The sequence below is a fragment of the Bradyrhizobium denitrificans genome, from assembly GCF_013179005.1.
GTDB classification, from domain to species: domain Bacteria; phylum Pseudomonadota; class Alphaproteobacteria; order Rhizobiales; family Xanthobacteraceae; genus Bradyrhizobium; species Bradyrhizobium denitrificans.
The window spans coordinates 26605-45363 of sequence record NZ_JABFDP010000021.1; the positions used below are offsets into that span (position 1 = coordinate 26605).

An 18759-nucleotide genomic window follows, 5' to 3' on the forward strand; every position below is an offset into this window, starting at 1 on the left:
CGCTTTTTCGCTGGGCTTGCAGGCGCTTGAGCCGACCGCCGAGATCGCGGCTGGCGCCGCAAGAGGCCGCGCTTCGGCGCGCCGGACCGCACGCAAGCGGCGAGACCCCAATTCGGTCACTGAAAATCTGGAATCAGGCCACCACCCGGTCTCAATATCGCGCCAAACATTCACGAAAAAATGAGGAGTGTTCGATCCGCCGATCGACACACCAGCGGCCTCGATCGGGGTTTTGTACCGCGCTGGTCCCCCTTTCGAGGCCGCACTTTCTCCTCATCGCTTCACAGCCCGCCGGCAACGCGCAGCCTCACGAGAGGTTGCTGCGCGGATTGTACGGATGGCGGTCGCGCCACTTGGTCATCAGCGCCTCCAGCTCGGAATCATTGCCGTCCGGCAGCACGATGCGCGTAGTGACGAACAGGTCCCCCATCGAGCCATCGCCCTTGGGCAGGCCCTTGCCCTTGAGCCGGAACGTCCGGCCGCTCGAGGTGTTCTTGGGAATCGACAGTTCGACCGCGCTGCCGAGCGTCGGCGCACGGACCTTGGCGCCCAGCACCGCCTCGTAGAGCGTGATCGGCAAATCCAGCCTGATGTCGCTGCCCTCGACCTTGAAGAAGGGATGCGGCGCAACCTGGATCGTGATCAGGAGGTCGCCGGGCCGGTGTCCCGGCGCGCTCTCGCCCTGCCCCTTCAGCCGGATCTGCTGACCAGCGGTCACGCCGGCGGGGACCTTGACGTTGAGCTCCTTGCCCGAAGGCAGCCGCACCCGCTTCTCGCCGCCTTTGACCGACTCCTCGAGCGTCACCGACATCGCCACCTTCAGGTCGAGATCGAGACCGACGCCGCCGGTATCGAACTCGAACGGGCTGCCGCCGCCGGGCCGGGCACCACGCGCGCCCGCGCCGCCGAACATGCTGTTCAGGATGTCCTCGAAGCCGCCGCCGCCGCCAAAGCCGGGACCGCCCCCGCCACTGCGGAAGGTGTAGCTTTCGAAGCCGCCCGGCCCGCCCCGACCGGCACCGCCGCCCGGGAAGCCCTGGAAGCGCGGCTTGCCGTCGGCGTCGATCTCCCCGCGATCGAACTGCTTGCGCTTCTCCTCGTCGCCCAGGATCTCGTTGGCCGAATTGATCTCGGCAAACCTCGCCGATGCCTTCGGATCATCCTTGTTGCTGTCGGGATGGTGCTTCTTGGCGAGCTTGCGATAGGCGCTCTTGATGGCCGCAGCGCTGGCGCTTCGCGGCACCCCCAAGACCTCATAGGGGTCACGCATCCGTCACGTCTCCTTACAGAAAATGAGATATTAACCTATGGGCTCCCCGCCCGCTTTGCATTTCATCTGGTTAGTCCGTTGTATTTTTGCAACGGGTTCCAGAGCCGTTCCCTCAGCTTTGCTGCCAGGGTTTGAGCGTGCGGATGTCCCAGCGCCCCCGCTCGATCCGGCACGCCGAGCCCTGCAGCCAGCGCTCGGTCTTGCCATTGACGTAGCTCGCCAGAAAGTCGCGGCACGTCCGGCCATTGTCGCCGGTATAGGTCTTGGCGATCGGCGTCACCGAGCCGCGGGCCCCGGTCTGCGGGTTTTGCCAGGGCTGGCTGGAGTCCTTGTCGCCCTTGGTCAGCACGTCGGACGCCGCGTTGCGGGCGAAAGCGAGATCGGCTTCGGTCGGCTCGCGCTCCGGCGCCGGCCTGATCGCGCTCGTGATCTCCGCATCCTCCATCTTGGCAAAGGCCGATTCGGGGCGCGACAGGCTGCAGCCACCGCCGGACAGTCCGATGAGAATGAGTGTCAAAGCCGCGCCAGCATGACCAATCGCGGATAGGCCAAGCCGGACCGATGTCCTATATAGGGCCGTAACGACATGGACGTGCGCGCGCCTGGCCGCCGGTGAACGCAAAACTCGGACTCCCCATACTCATGACCGACCCCACGAGCATCAAACACCAGACAACCTTAACATCCGGTACATCGGCCGATTTTACCCAGGCCAGCGAACCGTTTGCCCTGTTTGCCGAGTGGTTCGGCGAGGCCAACAAGAGCGAGCTCAACGATCCGAATGCGATGGCGCTGGCGACGGTCGACGACATCGGGCTGCCCGATGTGCGCATGGTGCTGATGAAGGGCTATGACGAGGACGGCTTCGTGTTCTACAGCCACAAGGCCAGCCAGAAGGGCCAGGAGCTCGCCGGCAATCCGAAGGCCGCGCTGCTGTTTCACTGGAAGTCGCTGCGCCGGCAGGTCCGCATCCGCGGCCTGGTGACGCCGGTGACCGACGAAGAGGCCGACGCCTATTTCGCGACTAGGCCGAAGCAGGCGCAGCTCGGTGCCTGGGCCAGCAAACAGTCGCAGCCGCTGGAAAGCCGATTCGCCTTCGAGCAGGCGATCGCCAAGGTCGCTGCGCAATACATCATCGGCGAAGTGCCGCGGCCGCCGGGGTGGAGCGGCTGGCGCATCAACCCGGTGCGGATGGAGTTCTGGCACGACCGGCCATTCCGTCTGCACGACCGTATCGAATTCCGGCGCGACGCGGCCGGCCAGCCGTGGACAAAGGTGAGGATGTATCCGTAGCGGCGCGTTCAGGCCCGCACGCCCCCGCCCCTGCCAGCAACAATTGCCATCAGAATTCGGTGCGCATGAATCGCGCACCGAACACCCAACCATTGTGGTAAACTGATCCCGCGTGGATCGTGAAAGACCCTGTTCATGCCGACCTCCTCTTCCAACCAACCGCGGCGCACGATGCTGCTGACCGGCGCCAGCCGCGGCATCGGCCATGCTACCGTGATCCGCTTCTCGTCAGCCGGCTGGCGCGTGCTCACCTGTTCGCGGCATCCCTTCCCGGAGGAATGCCCCTGGGGCGCCGGCCCCGAGGACCATGTCCAGGTCGACCTCTCCGACCCGCAGGACACGCTGCGCGCCATCGCCGAGATCAAGCAGCGGATAGACGGGGGCGAGCTTCACGCTTTGGTCAACAACGCGGCAATCTCACCAAAGGGCGCCGGAGGCGCCCGGCTCGGCACCGTCGACACCGACCTCGACACCTGGAATCACGTTTTCCGTGTCAACTTCTTCGCGCCCATCATGATGGCGCGCGGCCTGATCAACGAGCTCAAGGCGGCCAAGGGCTCGGTGGTCAACGTCACGTCGATCGCCGGCTCGCGGGTGCATCCGTTTGCAGGCGCGGCCTACGCCACCTCCAAGGCGGCGCTGGCGGCGCTGACCCGCGAGATGGCGTCGGATTTCGGCCGCGTCGGCGTGCGCGTCAACTCGATCGCTCCCGGCGAGATCGACACCTCGATCCTGTCGCCCGGCACCGAGAAGATCGTGCAGGAGCAGATCCCGATGCAGCGCCTCGGCACGCCCGACGAAGTGGCCAAGATCATCTATGTGCTCTGCAGCGAGACCAGCTCCTACGTGAACGGGGCCGAGATCCACATCAATGGCGGCCAGCACGTCTGAGGCGAGCCGCCAAGCCGGACCTGAGACCCGGCTCGGACTTGGTTCACGCCGGCTTTCAGCTCACGACGAAACCAGGGTCGACCCGCGAAGTTGCGATTAACGCCGGCTGGATCATGATGCGTTCCACAGAAACGCATCACGGTCCTACTTCTTGTTCGAGCATGATCTTTTCGGAAGATCCGTTTCTTCTTTTCAGAACGATGCTCGGGACGAAAGATGCAAACGATCGCACTACAAACAAATAGCGCCCCCGGAAGGGAGCGCTGTCGATCTTGCATAGCTGATTTCAGATCATCGGCTGCCGTGTCGAATGACCACGCGCGCCGAGCACGTCGGTTCAGCCTTCGCACACCAAGTTGCGGAGAATCTGCGCGGCGCGCCAGCGCAGACGGGCGGATTCGACGTTGAGCGCACTGGAGCAGTCATCATCGCGCTCGTCCTCTTCGAGCTCGGCGCCGCAATAGCGGCAGGTGCGCGGCGACAGCGCATGAGCCACGACGGTACCGGCGCGGCCGCGCTGATAGCTCGCGAGCTCGACCACGTTGTTTGATGCCGTTATGCGTTTTTCAACCATTGCCGCCTCTTGGCCATGGACGCGATCAACACGCCCCTCAAGCTCTGTCTCGCAGGCCACGCGCCGAAGCGCTCTTTGGTGGTCCTGATGAGCAGGTTTTATCGCAGAGAAGTTTCGATCAAACGTTCAGCGTTCCCCTCAAATTTTACCTGAGGAATTGAGGCGGCTTTGCAGCGGCGTTGCAACGAGCCTAACAAGTATTTCCTGCCAATGCCGCGTCCGAATCATGCCGTGCATAGCGGCAAGCCGGCGACGCCGTTCGATGAGCCACGTCACTAACAACTGCCAGCACCGGCGCGCGAGCAGGGCAAGAATTGCCGAGCATGATGCAGCCGCGCCAGTTCAGATCAGACCGCGGTCATGGCGCCGATCTGCAACGCGCTCGGTCAGAGCCACTTCTTCAATTTGAAGATGTAGTACGGCACGATCGCGCAGATCAGCATCAGCACCAGCGCCATCGGATAGCCGTGCGCCCATTCGAGCTCCGGCATACTCTTGAAATTCATGCCGTAGATCGATGCGATCAAGGTGGGCGGCATCAGCACCACGGCCATGACGGAGAACAGCTTGATGATGTTGTTCTGCTCGAGATTGACGACGCCGAGCATTGCATCCAGCACGAAGGTGATCTTGCCGGCGAGATAGGACGCATGATCAGTCAGCGAGGCAACGTCGCGCTGCATGGTCTTGAGCTGCTCGCGCATGTCCTTTGACCATTTCACGCCTTCGACCACCGCCGACAGGAAAGTGACAAGGCGCCCGATGGAGACCAGACTTTCGCGCACCTTCGAGGTGAGGTCTCCCTTGCGGCCGATCGCGATCAGGATCTGCGAATATTGCTTGGCGTGGCCATGCCGCTCATTGTTCGGCTCGAAGATCTCGTGGCTGACCTGATCGATGTCGGCGCCGACCCGCTCGAGGATGTCGGCGCAGCGGTCGATCACCGCATCGAGCAATTCCATCAGCACCATCTCGCCGGTGATCCCCGGCGCGCAGCTGCGGGCGAGCTTGGCCTCGACCACCGCGAACGGCCGCGGCTGGTCATAGCGCACGGTCACCAGGCGGTGCCCTGCCAGGATGAACGTCACCGCCGTGGTCCTCGGCATGTCGGTGTCGGAGTGACACATCAGCGTCGCCGTCATGTAGCGGGCGCCGTTCTCGATATAGAGCCGGCTGGAGATCTCGATCTCCTGCATGTCCTCCCGGGTCGGCACAGCGATTCCAGCCAGTTGCTCGACGGCGCGGTCTTCGGCGCTGCTCGGATTCACCAGGTCGACCCAGACCGCATTGTCGGGCAGAGCCGAGGGATCGGTGACCGCCGCCTTCTTCAGCGAGGACTCGGACGGGACGAACACCGAGAACATGAAGAACTCCGAATCACGAAACGTGGTTTTAGGGGGCTTAGCGGCGGGATGATGCTGCCTTGTGACGCAGCTTGCCGTTACGGTCCATCGCCCATTTTCGCAAACGCTTGTTTGCATCTGCTCAGGAACAGGGCAGACCGTGCCACCCGGAGCACAGTTGGGGATTGCCGGCAGCATTTTTGCGGCAAAAAGGCAACAATCGCGGCGCTGCAGCGCGGAGTGTGCGTGTATCGGCTGGAGTCGAGGCCAATTTTGACGATAATGGGACGCATGGAATCACGCTGCGGTGGCACCGCCGTGCCCTTGCAACGTCAATTGTCAACTTGGAAAATCGGTGACATGTCGCTGAAGGTGAAACTTGGACTCTTGGCCGCGGGCCTGATGTTGTCGGGCTGCATGCAGGCTACGACCTATGAGGCGACCAACACCCAGGCTTTCAAGCCGAAGGACAAGGAACTTCTGTCGAAGATCCGCTACGCCAATACGCCCGTGGCCGAACCGTATCGGCGCGCGATCGTCGACTATCACCGCAAGGAAGCCCCGGGTTCCATCGTCGTCGATTCGGACAGCCACTACCTCTATTACGTGCTCGAAGGCGGCAAGGCGATTCGCTACGGCATCACCGTCGGCGAGGAGGCGATGGCCTGGTCCGGCATCGCCAAGGTCGGCGCCATGACCGAGTGGCCGGCCTGGCATCCGACCAAGAGCGAGATCGAGCGCTTGGGCGTGCCGACCTTCGTGGCTCCCGGCCCGGACAATCCGATGGGATCGCGTGCAATGTACCTCTATGCCAACGGCAAGGACACGCTGTTCCGCATCCACGGCACCAACCAGCCGGAATATATCGGCGCCTCGATCTCGTCGGGCTGCATCCGCCTGACCAATGAGGACGCGATCGACCTCTACAACCGGGTCAAGGTCGGCACCATTGTCGTGGTGCTGGATCCGAAGAAGGGCGATTCGCCCTACAAGCCGCAGATGGCGCTGCAGGGCGGAGCAACCTTCGCCGCGATGCAGTAAGGCCGCTGCGGCGGCCACTACATCAAAAGCCGAGAAACGCGTTTAGCACCCTTTCAAAGGCGCCGGTCCTCCGGCGCCTTTTTGTTTTGACCCCCGTCAAGACCGGCTCCGATGCCTTCTCTTGCCCGCCTTCGCGGGCGCGGGCTGGGGCGCTGGCGGGGGTGTCGCCGTCTCTGCCTCTTCGGCGTCCGCCGCGGCAGCATCGGCTGAACCCGGCTCTGACGGCGCCGCTCTCTGCGGCTCGGCGGGCGTTGCTTCACCAGCCGCTGCTCCGCGCGCAGGCTTGCCGACCTTGCCCTCCTCGGCCCCCTCGGCCGTCTCCCGCGGCGGCGCCCCGTCGGGACGCACCGCCGGCATCAACGGCGCGATTTGCGGGAGCGGATCCAGCACGTCCCATTGGCAGATGCGATAATTGCTGCGCCGCTCGGCGAGGTCGAGATGGATGTGGTCCTCGTGATACCAGTCGGAATCAGGCCCCAGCACGGTTGTGAAGCGCGTGCACACGGAATGCAGCACGGCTTCACGCAGCTCCCGCGGCTGGGTCCGGTCGGTCAGCTCGATCATGCGGCCGTCGGCCAGCTTGAAGCCGCGCACATCGATCGCATTGGCGCGGCCATGCTCGGAAAGTTGGGCGCCGCTGACACGGTTGCGGCCGCGACACTCATAGGCATCGAAATTATCCAGGACGGCGGGCGGGCTGCCGAGCGATTGCAGGAGGGGCACGACATCGGAGCGGACCCAGGACGCGATCGCCGACGCCATCGGACAACGCATGATCGCCGCCGGGGTCACGGCCACCCGCCGCTTGTCCGGCAGCACCACGGCTTCCAGGCGCACCAGGTCGTCGCCACCGCAAGCCCCCGGCCCCTTGATCGGCGGAATTGATGGCGCCACCGCGATCTCCTCGGTCAAAGCGAGGCGGCAGGCCGATGGCTGCGGCACCTGCAGGGCCCTGGGACCGGCGTTGGCGTCCGACTTGACGTCCGACTTGGCGTCGGTCCCAGCCTCGTTCCCAGCCTTCTCCTGCGCCTGCCGCGCAGCTCCCGGCTCGCCCTTCGCCGCGGCGGCCTTCCCGCCAGCGCCGGCCGAATCGGTTGCCCCAGCGCCGGCCCGGACACGCGGCGGCGCCGCTTCAGGGCGCGGCTGCGGCAGCGGCACCGTCGCTATCGCGGGCTCATTGCGCGACGGCCCGGGTGCAGCATGGGCCTGGAGATGGCCCGCCTCGCGCGACCTTGCGGCCGCCGGCGCGGCAGCCATGAGCCAGCTCAATGCGAACACTGCCAGCGCCGCGCTAACCATCGGCCCTTGCGCGACGTCGTGGCCCGCACAAGGCCATTTGCGCGCGCTGCGGCGCGCGCTAAAATTCACGGAACAGACCAAAAGACCCTCGCTGTCCTAAAGCGAATACCACCGGAGGAACGACCTGATGCTTGGTTTGATGCAAGACTGGCCCCTGCTTTGTCACCGGATCATCGAACATGCGGCGACAATCCACGGCTCCCAGGAGGTCGTGACACGCTCTGTCGAAGGTCCCATCGTTCGCACCACCTACGGCGAGATCCACAAACGCGCCCTCAAGGTTTCACAGCAGTTGACGCGTCATGGCATCAAGCTGGGCGATCGTGTTGCCACCATTGCCTGGAATACCGGCCGCCATCTCGAGGTCTGGTACGGCATCATGGGAATCGGCGCGATCTGCCACACCGTCAATCCAAGGCTGTTTCCGGAGCAGATCGCCTGGATCATCAACCACGCCCAGGACCGGGTCGTTATCACCGACCTGACCTTCGTGCCGCTGCTGGAGAAGCTCGCCGACAAGCTGCCTAGCGTCGAGCGCTACGTGGTGCTGACCGATGCAGCGCACATGCCGCAGACGACGCTGAAGAACGCGGTCACCTATGAATCCTGGATCGGCGAGGCCGATGGCGACTTCGCCTGGGGCACGTTCGACGAGAACACCGCGGCGGCGATGTGCTACACGTCCGGCACCACGGGTGATCCGAAGGGTGTGCTGTATTCGCATCGCTCCAACGTGCTGCATGCGTTGATGGCCAATTCCAGGGATTCGCTCGGCACCTCGGCCGCAGACACAATGCTTCCGGTGGTTCCGCTGTTCCATGCCAACAGCTGGGGCATCGCATTCTCCGCGCCGTCGATGGGCACCAAGCTGGTGATGCCCGGTCCGAAGCTCGACGGCGCTTCCGTCTACGAGCTGCTCGATACCGAGAAGGTGACCTACACCGCGGGCGTGCCGACGGTGTGGCTCATGCTGCTGCAGCACATGCAGGCGCATAACCTCAAACTGCCCCATTTGAAGATGGTGGTGTGCGGCGGCTCGGCGATGCCGCGCTCGATGATCCAGGCCTTCCTCGACATGGGCATCGGCGTGCGCCACGCCTGGGGCATGACCGAGATGAGCCCGATCGGCACGCTCGCGACCTTGAAGCCGCCGTTCCTCGGCGCCGAGGGTGACGCCAAGCTCGACGTGCTGCAGACCCAGGGCTTTCCGCCGTTCGGCGTCGAGATGAAGATCACCGACGATGCCGGCAACAAGCTGCCCTGGGACGGCAAGACCTTCGGCCGGCTGAAGGTCTCCGGGCCCGCCGTCTCCAAGGCCTACTACAAGGTCGACACCAACATCCTCGACGGCGAAGGCTTCTTCGACACCGGCGACGTCGCGACGGTCGACCCCCACGGCTTCATGCGCATCACCGATCGCTCCAAGGACGTCATCAAATCCGGCGGCGAATGGATCTCCTCGATCGATCTGGAGAACCTCGCGGTCGGCCATCCGGCCGTCGCAGAGGCGGCCGTGATCGGCGTGTATCACCCGAAATGGGACGAGCGGCCGCTGCTCATCGTACAGCTCAAGCAGGGCCAGACCGCGACGCGCGAGGACATCCTGAAATACATGGAAGGCAAGATCGCCAAATGGTGGATGCCTGATGACGTCGCGTTCGTGGACGGCATCCCGCACACCGCAACCGGCAAGATCCTGAAGACGGCCTTGCGCGACCAGTTCAAGGCCTATCGCTTCCCCAACGCGGCCGCTTGAACGCCCGATCATCGTTGAACGCGACCGGCGGCCTCTCCGACCAGAGAGGCCGCTTCTGCATGTGGGCGTTGGACAGCGGGATCGGCCTGAACCACCATTCCGACCGAACGCGAGAAGGAGATTCGACGGCCATCATGGGCACGAACGCAAACCGGCCGGGACCAGAATCGCCGCGGGCCACGTGGCGCGAGGTGCCCTCGACCGTGCTGACGCTGGGGCTGGTGTCACTCCTGATGGACATCTCCTCGGAGCTGGTGCACGCGCTGCTGCCGGTCTTTCTTGCAAGCGTGGTCGGCGCCAGCACCGTCACCATCGGGCTGATCGAAGGCGTCGCCGAGGCGACCGCGGCCATCACCAAAGTGTTTTCCGGCGCGCTGTCGGACCGGATCGGCAACCGCAAGCTGCTGATCGGGATCGGCTATGGGCTCGCCGCCCTGACCAAGCCGGTGTTTCCGCTCGCCAGCACGTCCGGGCAAATCCTCGCTGCGCGGTTCATCGATCGCATTGGCAAGGGCATCCGCGAAGCGCCGCGGGATGCGCTCATCGCCGATGTGACCCCGGAGGGCATCCGCGGCGCGAGCTACGGCCTGCGCCAGTCGCTGGATACGATCGGAGCCTTTGCCGGTCCGCTGCTCGCGGTGGCACTGATGGCGCTCTACGACGACATCCGCGCCGTGTTCTGGTGGTCGGCGCTTCCAGCCGTGCTCGCCGTGCTGCTGATCCTGTTCGGCGTTCATGAGCCGCGGACGAGCGCGCCCGAGCCGCGCCGCAACTGGCCGATCCATGCGCGCGAGCTGCGCCGGCTGCCCCGTGCCTATTGGATCGTGGTCGCGATCGGCGCAGTGTTCGCGTTGGCGCGCTTCAGCGAGGCCTTCCTGGTCCTCAAGGCGCAAGCCGACGGTCTCGCTCTCTCCCTGATCCCGCTGGTCTACGTGCTGATGAACCTGATCTACGCCGGCGTTGCCATGCCCGCCGGCATCCTCTCCGACCGTATCGGCCGCAGCAATGTGCTCACCTGCGGCCTCGTCGTGCTGACAGCCGCCGACTTGACGCTGGCCTTCGTGCCCGGCCTCGTCGGAACCGCGATCGGCGTTGCGCTCTGGGGCCTGTATCTGGGCCTGTCGCAGGGCCTGCTCTCCGCACTGGTGGCGGATACCGCGCCGCCCGAGCTGCGGGGCACCGGCTTCGGCCTGTTCAACCTCGTGACCGGCGGTGCGCTGCTCATTGCAAGCCTGCTCGCGGGCTGGCTGTGGCACGCCCATGGGTCGCAAGCGACGTTCATGGCCGGTGCCGGGTTCTCGCTTGCCACCCTCGTCTTGATGATGACGGCTCTGCGGACCCGTCCAGCCCCAAACGCTTGACGGTATGGAAGAACCGCTCCCTCGGGCCAAACGCCCCTTGAATTTAGCGCATCCGCGTGGTCTCACACGGATGAACCGGCCGCCCGGCTTAACGCCAGCAGCGGCCCAACCTGGCAGTTCCTGACACGATGGCCCGCAGGTTTCACGCCCCCTATCTGTCGGAGCCGACCTCCAGCCTCGCGACCTGGGCCCGCAATGTGGCGGTGTTCTCCGTCGTCGCCGTGCTGGTTTCGATCCTGATCCTCCGTTTCGACTTCCTGGAGATGAAGCCGGCGCTGGCGACGTTCTTCGGGGCGCTGGGGCTGGCCGCGCTCTCGATCCTGCTCGGGCTCGCCGCCTTCGTCGCGATCTGGCGCAATGGCAGCCGCGGCATGAGCCGGGTGCTGCTGGCATTCATGATCGATGCCGTGGTGCTCGCTTATCCGGCCTATCTCGCGCTTCAATATCGCAAGCTGCCCAAGATCTACGACATCACGACCGATCCGATTGATCCGCCGCGCTTCGAGGCGCTGGCGCCACTGCGCAATGGCGACGGCACCAATACCGCGGTCTATGCCGGCCTCTATTCAGCCGAACAGCAGCGGACATTCTATCCCGATATCGAGCCGGTGCAGATCGAGCTGCCGCCCGACCGCGCTTATGCGATCGCGCTGAAGCTCGTCAACCGGCGCAAATGGTTCATCGTCGACGAGCGCGCGCCGCAGCCGCCGCGCCGGATCGGCCGTATCGAGGCCGTGGCGCGCACCCCCATCATGGGCTTCCGCGAGGACATCTCGATCCGCGTCCAGCCCGATGGCGAGGAGTCCCGGATCGATGTGCGCTCCGCCTCGCGCTATTTCGATTCCGATCTCGGCAGCAACGCCGCGCGGGTCGGAAAGCTGCTCGAGGACCTGTCGAGCGCCGGCGAGGCCGAGGCGCAGAAGCCGGTGAAGAAGGTCACGCCGCCGCCGGTGGCGGCGAAGGGCCAGGGCAACGCGAAGACCGTGAAGAAGTAAGTGGGCGAGTAGCGAATCGGGAGTCGCGAATAGGAAAGACAGCCGCACTCGCCCGCTTTTGCCCTCCCTACTCGCTACTCCCTATTCGCCAACCCGCTACACCAACCGATACGTCCCGCCGATCACCGGATCGCCGTCTGTCGCAACGACACCGCGGGCGACGAGGTCTTCCAGATGCGCGAGCACCGAATAGCCCGCTGCGGTGGTGAGCCGCGGATCGATCCCGATATAGATCGCACGCACCATGGTCGGGATGTCCGCCTCGCCCTTCGCGAGGCGATGCAGGATCGAGGCCTCGCGCGCCTGGCGGTGCCGCATCAGGAAGCGCGTGTAGCGCGGCCCTTCCGGAATCTCGGGACCATGACCTGAAAAATACAGCTCCTCCGGACGGCCGGCGAGCCGCTCCAGTGACGCCATGTAGTCGACCATCGACCCGTCGGGCGGCGCAACGATCGAGGTCGCCCAGCCCATCACGTGGTCGCCCACAAAGATGGTGCTGCGCCCGGTCCAGGCGAAAGCGAGATGGTTCGCGGTATGGCCTGGCGTGGCCACCGCTTCCAATTGCCAGCCGTCGCCCTCGATGACATCGCCATCGGCAACGATGACGTCGGGCGCGAAATCGCGATCGACGCCGGATTCCGGGCTGTGCTTCTCGCTTTCATAGCGCGGCCGCGAGGCGCGATGCGGGCCCTCGGCATAGACAGTCGCACCGGTCGCAGCCTTCAGACGGCCGGTGTTCGGCGAGTGGTCGCGGTGGGTGTGCGTGACGAGGATGTGCGTGACCGTCTCGCCCCTGACGGCATCGAGCAGCACCTGCGCATGTGCCTCGTTGTCCGGCCCGGGATCGATGATCGCGACATTGCCGGTGCCCACGATGTAGCTGACCGTGCCGGTGAAGGTGAAGGGACTCGGATTGTTGCAGAGGACACGGCGAATGCCCGGACGGACCTCGTCGACGACACCCGCAGACAGCGGGAAGTTGCGGTTGAACGGGACGTCTTCCTCGGCCATCTGCTGCCCTTACTCTGTGCGGGCCCTTGAACGGCCCGCTTCCTCCGACGTCATGCCCCGCGCAGGCGGGGCATCCCGTACGCCATGACGTCTCGGCTCACCATTGTCGTCCCGGCATACTGGATCGTCCGCCTTCGGCCTTCGCGGACGATGACAGTTGAGGGCGTGGCAGATGCCGGAGACGACGGCACGAACTAGAAAAACGCCTGAATGCCGGTGATGGCGCGGCCGAGGATCAGCGCGTGGACGTCGTGCGTGCCCTCATAGGTGTTGACCGTCTCGAGGTTCGCAGCGTGGCGCATCACCTGATACTCGATCTGGATGCCGTTGCCGCCATGCATGTCGCGGGCGACGCGGGCGATATCGAGCGCCTTGCCGCAATTGTTGCGCTTGACGATCGAGATCATCTCCGGCGCCATCTTGCCCTCGTCCATCAGGCGGCCGACGCGCAAGCTCGCCTGCAGGCCGAGCGCGATCTCGGTCTCCATGTCGGCGAGCTTCTTCTGGACGAGCTGCGTCGCGGCGAGCGGCTTACCGAACTGCTTGCGATCGAGCGTGTACTGGCGGGCGCGATGCATGCAGTCCTCGGCGGCGCCGAGCACGCCCCAGGAGATGCCGTAGCGGGCGCGGTTGAGGCAGCCGAACGGGCCCTTCAGGCCGGAGACGTTGGGCAGCAGCGCCTCTTCCGGCACCACCACACCATCCATCACCACCTCGCCGGTGATCGAGGCGCGCAAGGACAGCTTGCCGCCGATCTTCGGCGCCGACAGGCCCTTCATGCCCTTCTCGAGGATGAAGCCGCGGATCTGGTTGTCATGCGCGGCGGACTTCGCCCACACCACGAACACGTCGGCGATCGGCGCATTCGAGATCCACATCTTGCTGCCGGTCAGGCGATAGCCGTCGGCGACCTTCTCGGCGCGCGTCTTCATGCCGGCCGGATCGGAGCCGGCATCCGGCTCGGTGAGGCCGAAGCAGCCGACCCATTCGCCGCTGGCGAGCTTCGGCAGGTACTTCTTGCGCTGGTTTTCGTCGCCATAGGCATAGATCGGATACATCACCAGCGACGACTGCACCGAGTTCATCGAGCGATAGCCGGAATCGACGCGCTCGATCTCGCGCGCCACGAGGCCATAGGCGACGTAGCTCGCATTGGCGCAGCCATATTCCTCCGGCAGGGTGATGCCGATCAGGCCGAGCTCGCCCATCTCGTTGAAGATCTCGCGATCGGTCTTCTCCTCGAGATAGGCCTTGGTCACGCGCGGCAGCAGCTTGTCCTGGGCATAGGCGCGCGCGGTGTCACGCACCATGCGCTCGTCTTCGGTCAGCTGATCATCCAGCAGGAAGGGATCGTCCCACTGGAAGCTCGACTGGGCCGGCTTGTCCTTTGCCTGAGGGCGCGCGCTCATGAATGATCCTTTCGCGTCTCGCTGCGCACGGGTCGCAGCAGTTGAGAGGTTAAGTCCTGGAAGTTCAGCCTTCAAGCCGTTCGTTGGCGACGATCTCGATGCCGAAACCCGACAGGCCCTTGTAGTCATGGGCCGACGAGGTGAGGTTCCGGATCGACGTCACGCCGAGATCACGCAGAATCTGCGCGCCGACCCCGACCTCACGCCATTGCCGGTGACGATCGGCCTCGGCGGTGTGCGGCTCTGTGACCGGCTCGACCGGGACGCCGGCTGCGCCATCGCGCAGATAGATCAGAATGCCGCGGCCGGCCTTCTTGAAGTGCTGCAGCACCGCTTGAATACGCTGCGGACCCGCGATCAGGTCCTTCACGATGTTGGGCTTGTGCAGCCGTGTCAGCACGTTCTTGCCGTCGCCGATGCCGTTGTAGACGAATGCCGCGTGGGTGATCGGATCGAACGGAGAGCGGTACGCGAAGCCCTGCAGCGGGCCGATCGGACTTTCGGTCGTGAAGGTCGACACGCGCTCGATCAGCTTTTCGCGCGCCTGACGATAGGAGATCAGATCGGCGATCGTGACGTGCTTGAGATTATGGGCCGCCGCGAAACGGACGACCTGCTCGCCCTTCATGACGGTGCCGTCGTCATTCATCAGCTCGGAGATGACGCCGACCGGCGGCAGGCCCGACAATTTGCAGAGATCGACCGCCGCCTCGGTATGGCCCGAGCGCAGCAGCACGCCACCGTCGCGCGCGATCAGCGGGAAGATATGGCCGGGGCGCGCGAAATCGTTGGCACCGGCATTGGGATTGGCGAGCGCACGGCAGCAAGAGGCGCGCTCCTCGGCGGAGATGCCGGTGCCGCCGTCCGGCTTGTAGTCGATCGAGACCGTGAACGCGGTGGTGTGGTTGGAGTCGTTGTGCGCCACCATCGGGTCGAGCCGCAACCGGCGCGCGTCGTCGGCCGTGATCGGGGCGCAGACAATGCCGGAGGTGTGACGAATGATGAACGCCATCTTGTCGGGCGTGCAGAGCGAGGCCGCAACGATGAGGTCGCCTTCCCCCTCGCGATCGTCATCGTCGGTCACGACGACCATCTCGCCCTTGGCGAAGGCGTACAGAACTTCCTGGATCGAGTCGGCCATTTGCAAGTCTCGCTGCTTTTCCGGGGCGTGCTTTAGCCGGGATCGCAGGCGCGCGCCAGAGCAGCGGAACCACCGCTCGAAGGTCGCCTTCCCCGGGGAAAGAACCTGTCCTACCGGGACAAGCACCCTGGTATCTGTTTAAAGTCGCCTCCCATCGAGAACAAGGGAGCCGCGCCTCATGGCCGCATTCGATTTTGCACCGCTCCTCGGCCCTGGTCTACCGGCTCCGGCCGCGCGCTGGAGCGGGCTTGCGAAATACAGCTTCGTCGGCGGCAACAATGACGCCGATGCCGTCCCTGTGGAGGGCCTGCGCGCGGCTGCCGATGCCGTGCTCGCCCGCGAAGGCCGGGCGCTGGCCACTTACGGCCTCGCGCATGGGCCGCAGGGCTATCGTCCGTTGCGCGATTTCCTGGCCACCAAGCTGGCGCGCGACGCCGGCATGTCGGTCCGGGCCGATGACATCATGATCCTGTCCGGCTCGCTGCAGGGCCTCGATCTCGTCAACCAGGCGCTGCTGACGCGCGGCGACACGGTGCTGGTCGAGCAGGACAATTACCAGGGCGCTCTGACCCGGCTGGCGCGGCTCGGCGTCAAGCCGATCGCCATTCCGCTCGACCGCGACGGCATGCGGACGGACGTGCTGGCCACGGTCCTGGCCGATCTCAAGGATCGCGGCATCCGGCCGAAATACATCTATACCATTCCGACGGTGCAGAACCCGACCGGCACCATCATGCCGGAGAGCCGACGGGCCGAGCTGCTCTGGCTGTCGCGGGCCTATGGCGTGCCGGTGTTCGAGGACGACTGCTATGCCGACCTGATCTGGGACGGCAAGCGGCCGCGCGCGATCCACGGCATGTCCGACCATGGTGGCGTGATCCATCTCGGCTCGTTCTCGAAGTCGGTCGCGCCGGCGCTCCGCGTCGGCTTCCTCGTCGCACCATGGCAGATCATGTCGGTGCTGCTGGCGCTCAAGACCGACGCCGGCTCCGGCGCGCTCGAACAAATGGTGCTGGCCGAATTCTGCAAGCCGCATTTTGCCACCCATGTGCCGCAACTGGTCAAGGGGCTGCGGGCCAAGCTGGACACGCTGGTCGAGGCACTCAATGCGGAGTTCGGCACCGCGGCCGAATTCGACGCGCCGAAGGGCGGCATCTTCCTCTGGGTCAAGCTGCCGGATCAGGTCGACGCGATGAAGCTGTCTCAGGCCGCGCTCAAGCGCGGCGTGTCGATCAATCCGGGACCGGAATGGTCGACCGATGCCACGCATGCGCGGAGCCGGCTGCGGCTGTGCTTCGCGAGCCCCTCGCATCAGGAGATCCGCGAGGGCATCGCCGTGCTCGCCGAGGTCTGCCACGAGGAGTTCGGCGTGCCCAAGCGGTCCGCCAATGTGGAGCGCGGCAGCCCGGCCGACTGACGGCGCGGCTCACCGCACCGAAAACGGCGACTGATATGGCCTGCCGAATGGCACGCCGTTGATCACGGTCTGCACCGGCTTCAGCTGCAGCTTGCCGTCGCGCTTGTTGCCGCGCGTGTCGACGAAACTGGCGGGGCCTTCGACCAGATCCATGATCGCGAGATCGGCCGGTGCGCCGAGCTGCAGGGTGCCGAGCTTCGGCGCCCGGCCGATGATCTTGGCCGACGCCGACGTCGTCATGCTCACCACCTGCTCCAGCGACAATCCCATCGCCAGGAATTTGCCCATGACGTTGGGCAGGAACGGCATGCCCGGCGTATTGCCCGAGAACACGTGAATATCCGAGGAGATCGTGTCCGGACCGCAGCCGCCGGGGATCGCGACCTCGGCGACGGTGAAGTCGAAGCTGCCGCCGCCGTGACCGACGTCGAACAGCACGCCGCGCTGCTTGGCCGCGAGCGCCGCCGGCAGGAGCCGGCCGTCCTGCACGATATTGGTGAAGGCGCCATTGAGGTTCGGCGCACCGGAATAAGCGTGGGTGAGGATGTCGCCGGGCCGCAGCAGGTCGAGGATCTGCGACATCAATTCGCCGGTCTCGACGCCACCGATATGCACCATCATCCGCGCCGGCCAGCCGCAGAGCTCACAGGCCTTGATGCCTCGCTTCAATGGCTCGAGCCCGTGCTTGAAGATCACGTTCTCGGACATCCGCACCTTGACCCCGAGCAGGAAGTCCGGGTTCTCGGCGAGCGCCATGGCGCAGACCTCCACCTGCGCGTTGTCGATATTGTAGAGCTCGGCGACGGGAAAGGCCGACAGGCCATTATTGGCGATATGGACGAAGGCATAGATGCGCGCGCGCGACTGGGCGACGATGAAGCGCCGCAATGCCGCCAGATTGTTGACACCCGCATCGCCGGCCGAGACGACCGTCGTGGTGCCCTGGAACTGCACCAGCTCGTCCGGTGGGATGCCGATCGCAGAGCCGTAGGGATAGACGTGACTATGAAGATCGACGAGGCCCGGCATGACCAGCCGCCCGGCGGCGTCAATCGACCGCAGCCCGCGCTCGACCGGGATCTCAGCGTCAACGGCCTCGATGATGCCCCAGCGGATCCCGATATCGCGCCTGCCCCGCAGGGACTGGCTGGGATCGATGAGGTCGCCTCCCTTGATGATGAGATCGAATTTGTCGGCCGGGCCCATCGCCGCATGGGCCGCCCCTGAGACCACGGCCATGCTGGCCGCTCCGGCAGACAACAGGAACTCACGGCGCGACAGCGCGGACATGGTCGCCTCCCCAATGCTTGTTTGTAGTTGGCCACAGCATGCGCTCGGTCCGCCGATCCGACAAGACCATAGGGTGTCAGATCCGGTTCACACGCCGACGTCGAAACTGCCGATCGGTCGTTGCGCCGTTGACGCGGTGCATTAAGATGGCGCGGCAGATCACCACGAGACCGCATGACCTCGAGCTCTCACCGCCTGCTGGCGATCGCCCTGCTTGCCTCATCATTCGCGTCGGCCGCTGCGGCAGACGAGGCCGTCGACGTCGCGCGCTCCTGGGGGCTGCTCGGAACCTGGGCCGCCGACTGCACTGCAGCGCCGGTCAAAGGCCGCGGCGCCATCATCTCCTATGAGGTCTCAGCGGACGGCAACCTGATCTACCGCCGCGATCATGATCCGTCCGATATCAACGAAGTCGCCAGCGCGCGGGTCGAGCCCGATGAGACACTGGTCCTCTCGATCGTGCTGCCCAAGGCGCGCCAGACGCGCGAGAATGGGATCGTCAGGACGACCGATGGCGGCATACGCTCGGTGTTCAATCGCGGCCAGGATGGCAGCTACACCATTCGCGAGTCCCGCTTCGTCGCCAATGGCAAGCCGACGCCAGCCCTCAAACGCTGTGACTGATCATCGGTGCCCGGCGGCCGGGAGATGGCTCGCGTGAACCGGTC

At 65.1% G+C, this 18759-nt stretch carries 17 protein-coding genes; 8 read left to right on the forward strand and 9 right to left on the reverse strand.

Annotation, left to right across the window (positions count from 1 at the left end):
* Window positions 1-307 precede the first annotated feature (307 nt).
* Together HL671_RS23285 and HL671_RS23290 are read right to left on the reverse strand one after the other, a co-directional pair.
* Window positions 308-1270: a DnaJ C-terminal domain-containing protein gene (locus tag HL671_RS23285; RefSeq protein WP_012042658.1), complete on the reverse strand. Its 963-nt coding sequence runs from the start codon at window positions 1268-1270 to the stop codon at window positions 308-310.
* 112 nt (window positions 1271-1382) lie between these two features.
* Window positions 1383-1787 carry an RT0821/Lpp0805 family surface protein gene (locus HL671_RS23290; RefSeq protein ID WP_012042657.1) on the reverse strand — a complete coding sequence of 135 codons (405 nt, stop codon included), beginning with the start codon at window positions 1785-1787 and terminating at the stop codon, window positions 1383-1385.
* 125 nt (window positions 1788-1912) lie between these two features.
* Between HL671_RS23290 and pdxH the strand changes: the two genes are divergently transcribed.
* Together pdxH and HL671_RS23300 are read left to right on the forward strand one after the other, a co-directional pair.
* Complete coding sequence (pdxH, locus tag HL671_RS23295; protein ID WP_172239101.1) at window positions 1913-2563, forward strand: pyridoxamine 5'-phosphate oxidase; 651 nt, start codon at window positions 1913-1915, stop codon at window positions 2561-2563.
* A gap of 135 nt (window positions 2564-2698) precedes the next feature.
* On the forward strand, window positions 2699-3454 hold the full coding sequence (locus HL671_RS23300; protein WP_012042655.1) for an SDR family NAD(P)-dependent oxidoreductase: 756 nt from the start codon (window positions 2699-2701) through the stop codon (window positions 3452-3454).
* A 337-nt stretch (window positions 3455-3791) separates the two neighbouring features.
* On the opposite strand, the gene HL671_RS23305 is transcribed toward HL671_RS23300, so the two are convergent.
* The gene (locus tag HL671_RS23305) at window positions 3792-4088 is read right to left on the reverse strand and encodes a hypothetical protein (RefSeq protein WP_244424405.1); all 297 of its coding nucleotides are present in this window, start codon (window positions 4086-4088) and stop codon (window positions 3792-3794) included.
* A 326-nt stretch (window positions 4089-4414) separates the two neighbouring features.
* Complete coding sequence (locus HL671_RS23310; protein WP_172239104.1) at window positions 4415-5392, reverse strand: magnesium transporter CorA family protein; 978 nt, start codon at window positions 5390-5392, stop codon at window positions 4415-4417.
* A gap of 339 nt (window positions 5393-5731) precedes the next feature.
* Here HL671_RS23310 and HL671_RS23315 point away from each other — a divergent pair, with 339 nt between their 5' ends.
* Window positions 5732-6412, forward strand: a complete 681-nt coding sequence (locus tag HL671_RS23315) for a L,D-transpeptidase (RefSeq protein ID WP_012042652.1) — start codon at window positions 5732-5734, stop codon at window positions 6410-6412.
* 96 nt (window positions 6413-6508) lie between these two features.
* Here the strand turns inward: HL671_RS23315 and HL671_RS23320 are convergent, their stop codons facing one another.
* Window positions 6509-7711, reverse strand: a complete 1203-nt coding sequence (locus HL671_RS23320; RefSeq protein WP_172239107.1) for an extensin family protein — start codon at window positions 7709-7711, stop codon at window positions 6509-6511.
* Window positions 7712-7838: 127 nt separating this feature from the next.
* Here HL671_RS23320 and HL671_RS23325 point away from each other — a divergent pair, with 127 nt between their 5' ends.
* The 3 genes from HL671_RS23325 (at window position 7839) to HL671_RS23335 (ending at window position 11823) form a co-directional block, all read left to right on the forward strand.
* Entirely contained in the window at window positions 7839-9467 is a 1629-nt protein-coding gene (locus tag HL671_RS23325) for a fatty-acid--CoA ligase (protein WP_172239110.1), read from the forward strand.
* Window positions 9468-9601: 134 nt separating this feature from the next.
* Window positions 9602-10828 carry an MFS transporter gene (locus tag HL671_RS23330; protein ID WP_246579579.1) on the forward strand — a complete coding sequence of 409 codons (1227 nt, stop codon included), beginning with the start codon at window positions 9602-9604 and terminating at the stop codon, window positions 10826-10828.
* A 128-nt stretch (window positions 10829-10956) separates the two neighbouring features.
* Window positions 10957-11823, forward strand: coding sequence for a DUF1499 domain-containing protein (locus HL671_RS23335; protein WP_172239113.1), 867 nt, complete (start codon window positions 10957-10959; stop codon window positions 11821-11823).
* 96 nt (window positions 11824-11919) lie between these two features.
* Here HL671_RS23335 and HL671_RS23340 read toward each other — a convergent pair whose 3' ends face one another.
* From HL671_RS23340 to ribB, 3 genes are all read right to left on the reverse strand, one after another.
* Complete coding sequence (locus tag HL671_RS23340) at window positions 11920-12834, reverse strand: MBL fold metallo-hydrolase (protein WP_172239116.1); 915 nt, start codon at window positions 12832-12834, stop codon at window positions 11920-11922.
* Between the two features lie 194 nt (window positions 12835-13028).
* Entirely contained in the window at window positions 13029-14243 is a 1215-nt protein-coding gene (locus HL671_RS23345) for an acyl-CoA dehydrogenase (RefSeq protein ID WP_012042646.1), read from the reverse strand.
* Between the two features lie 64 nt (window positions 14244-14307).
* On the reverse strand, window positions 14308-15384 hold the full coding sequence (gene ribB, locus HL671_RS23350) for a 3,4-dihydroxy-2-butanone-4-phosphate synthase (protein WP_012042645.1): 1077 nt from the start codon (window positions 15382-15384) through the stop codon (window positions 14308-14310).
* A gap of 178 nt (window positions 15385-15562) precedes the next feature.
* Here ribB and HL671_RS23355 point away from each other — a divergent pair, with 178 nt between their 5' ends.
* Window positions 15563-16801 (forward strand): aminotransferase-like domain-containing protein, encoded by a 1239-nt coding sequence (locus HL671_RS23355; RefSeq protein ID WP_172239119.1) that lies wholly within the window; start codon window positions 15563-15565, stop codon window positions 16799-16801.
* A gap of 9 nt (window positions 16802-16810) precedes the next feature.
* On the opposite strand, the gene HL671_RS23360 is transcribed toward HL671_RS23355, so the two are convergent.
* Window positions 16811-18091 (reverse strand): amidohydrolase family protein, encoded by a 1281-nt coding sequence (locus HL671_RS23360; protein ID WP_172239122.1) that lies wholly within the window; start codon window positions 18089-18091, stop codon window positions 16811-16813.
* Between the two features lie 174 nt (window positions 18092-18265).
* Between HL671_RS23360 and HL671_RS23365 the strand changes: the two genes are divergently transcribed.
* Window positions 18266-18715, forward strand: coding sequence for a hypothetical protein (locus HL671_RS23365; RefSeq protein ID WP_172239125.1), 450 nt, complete (start codon window positions 18266-18268; stop codon window positions 18713-18715).
* Window positions 18716-18759: the final 44 nt, after the last annotated feature.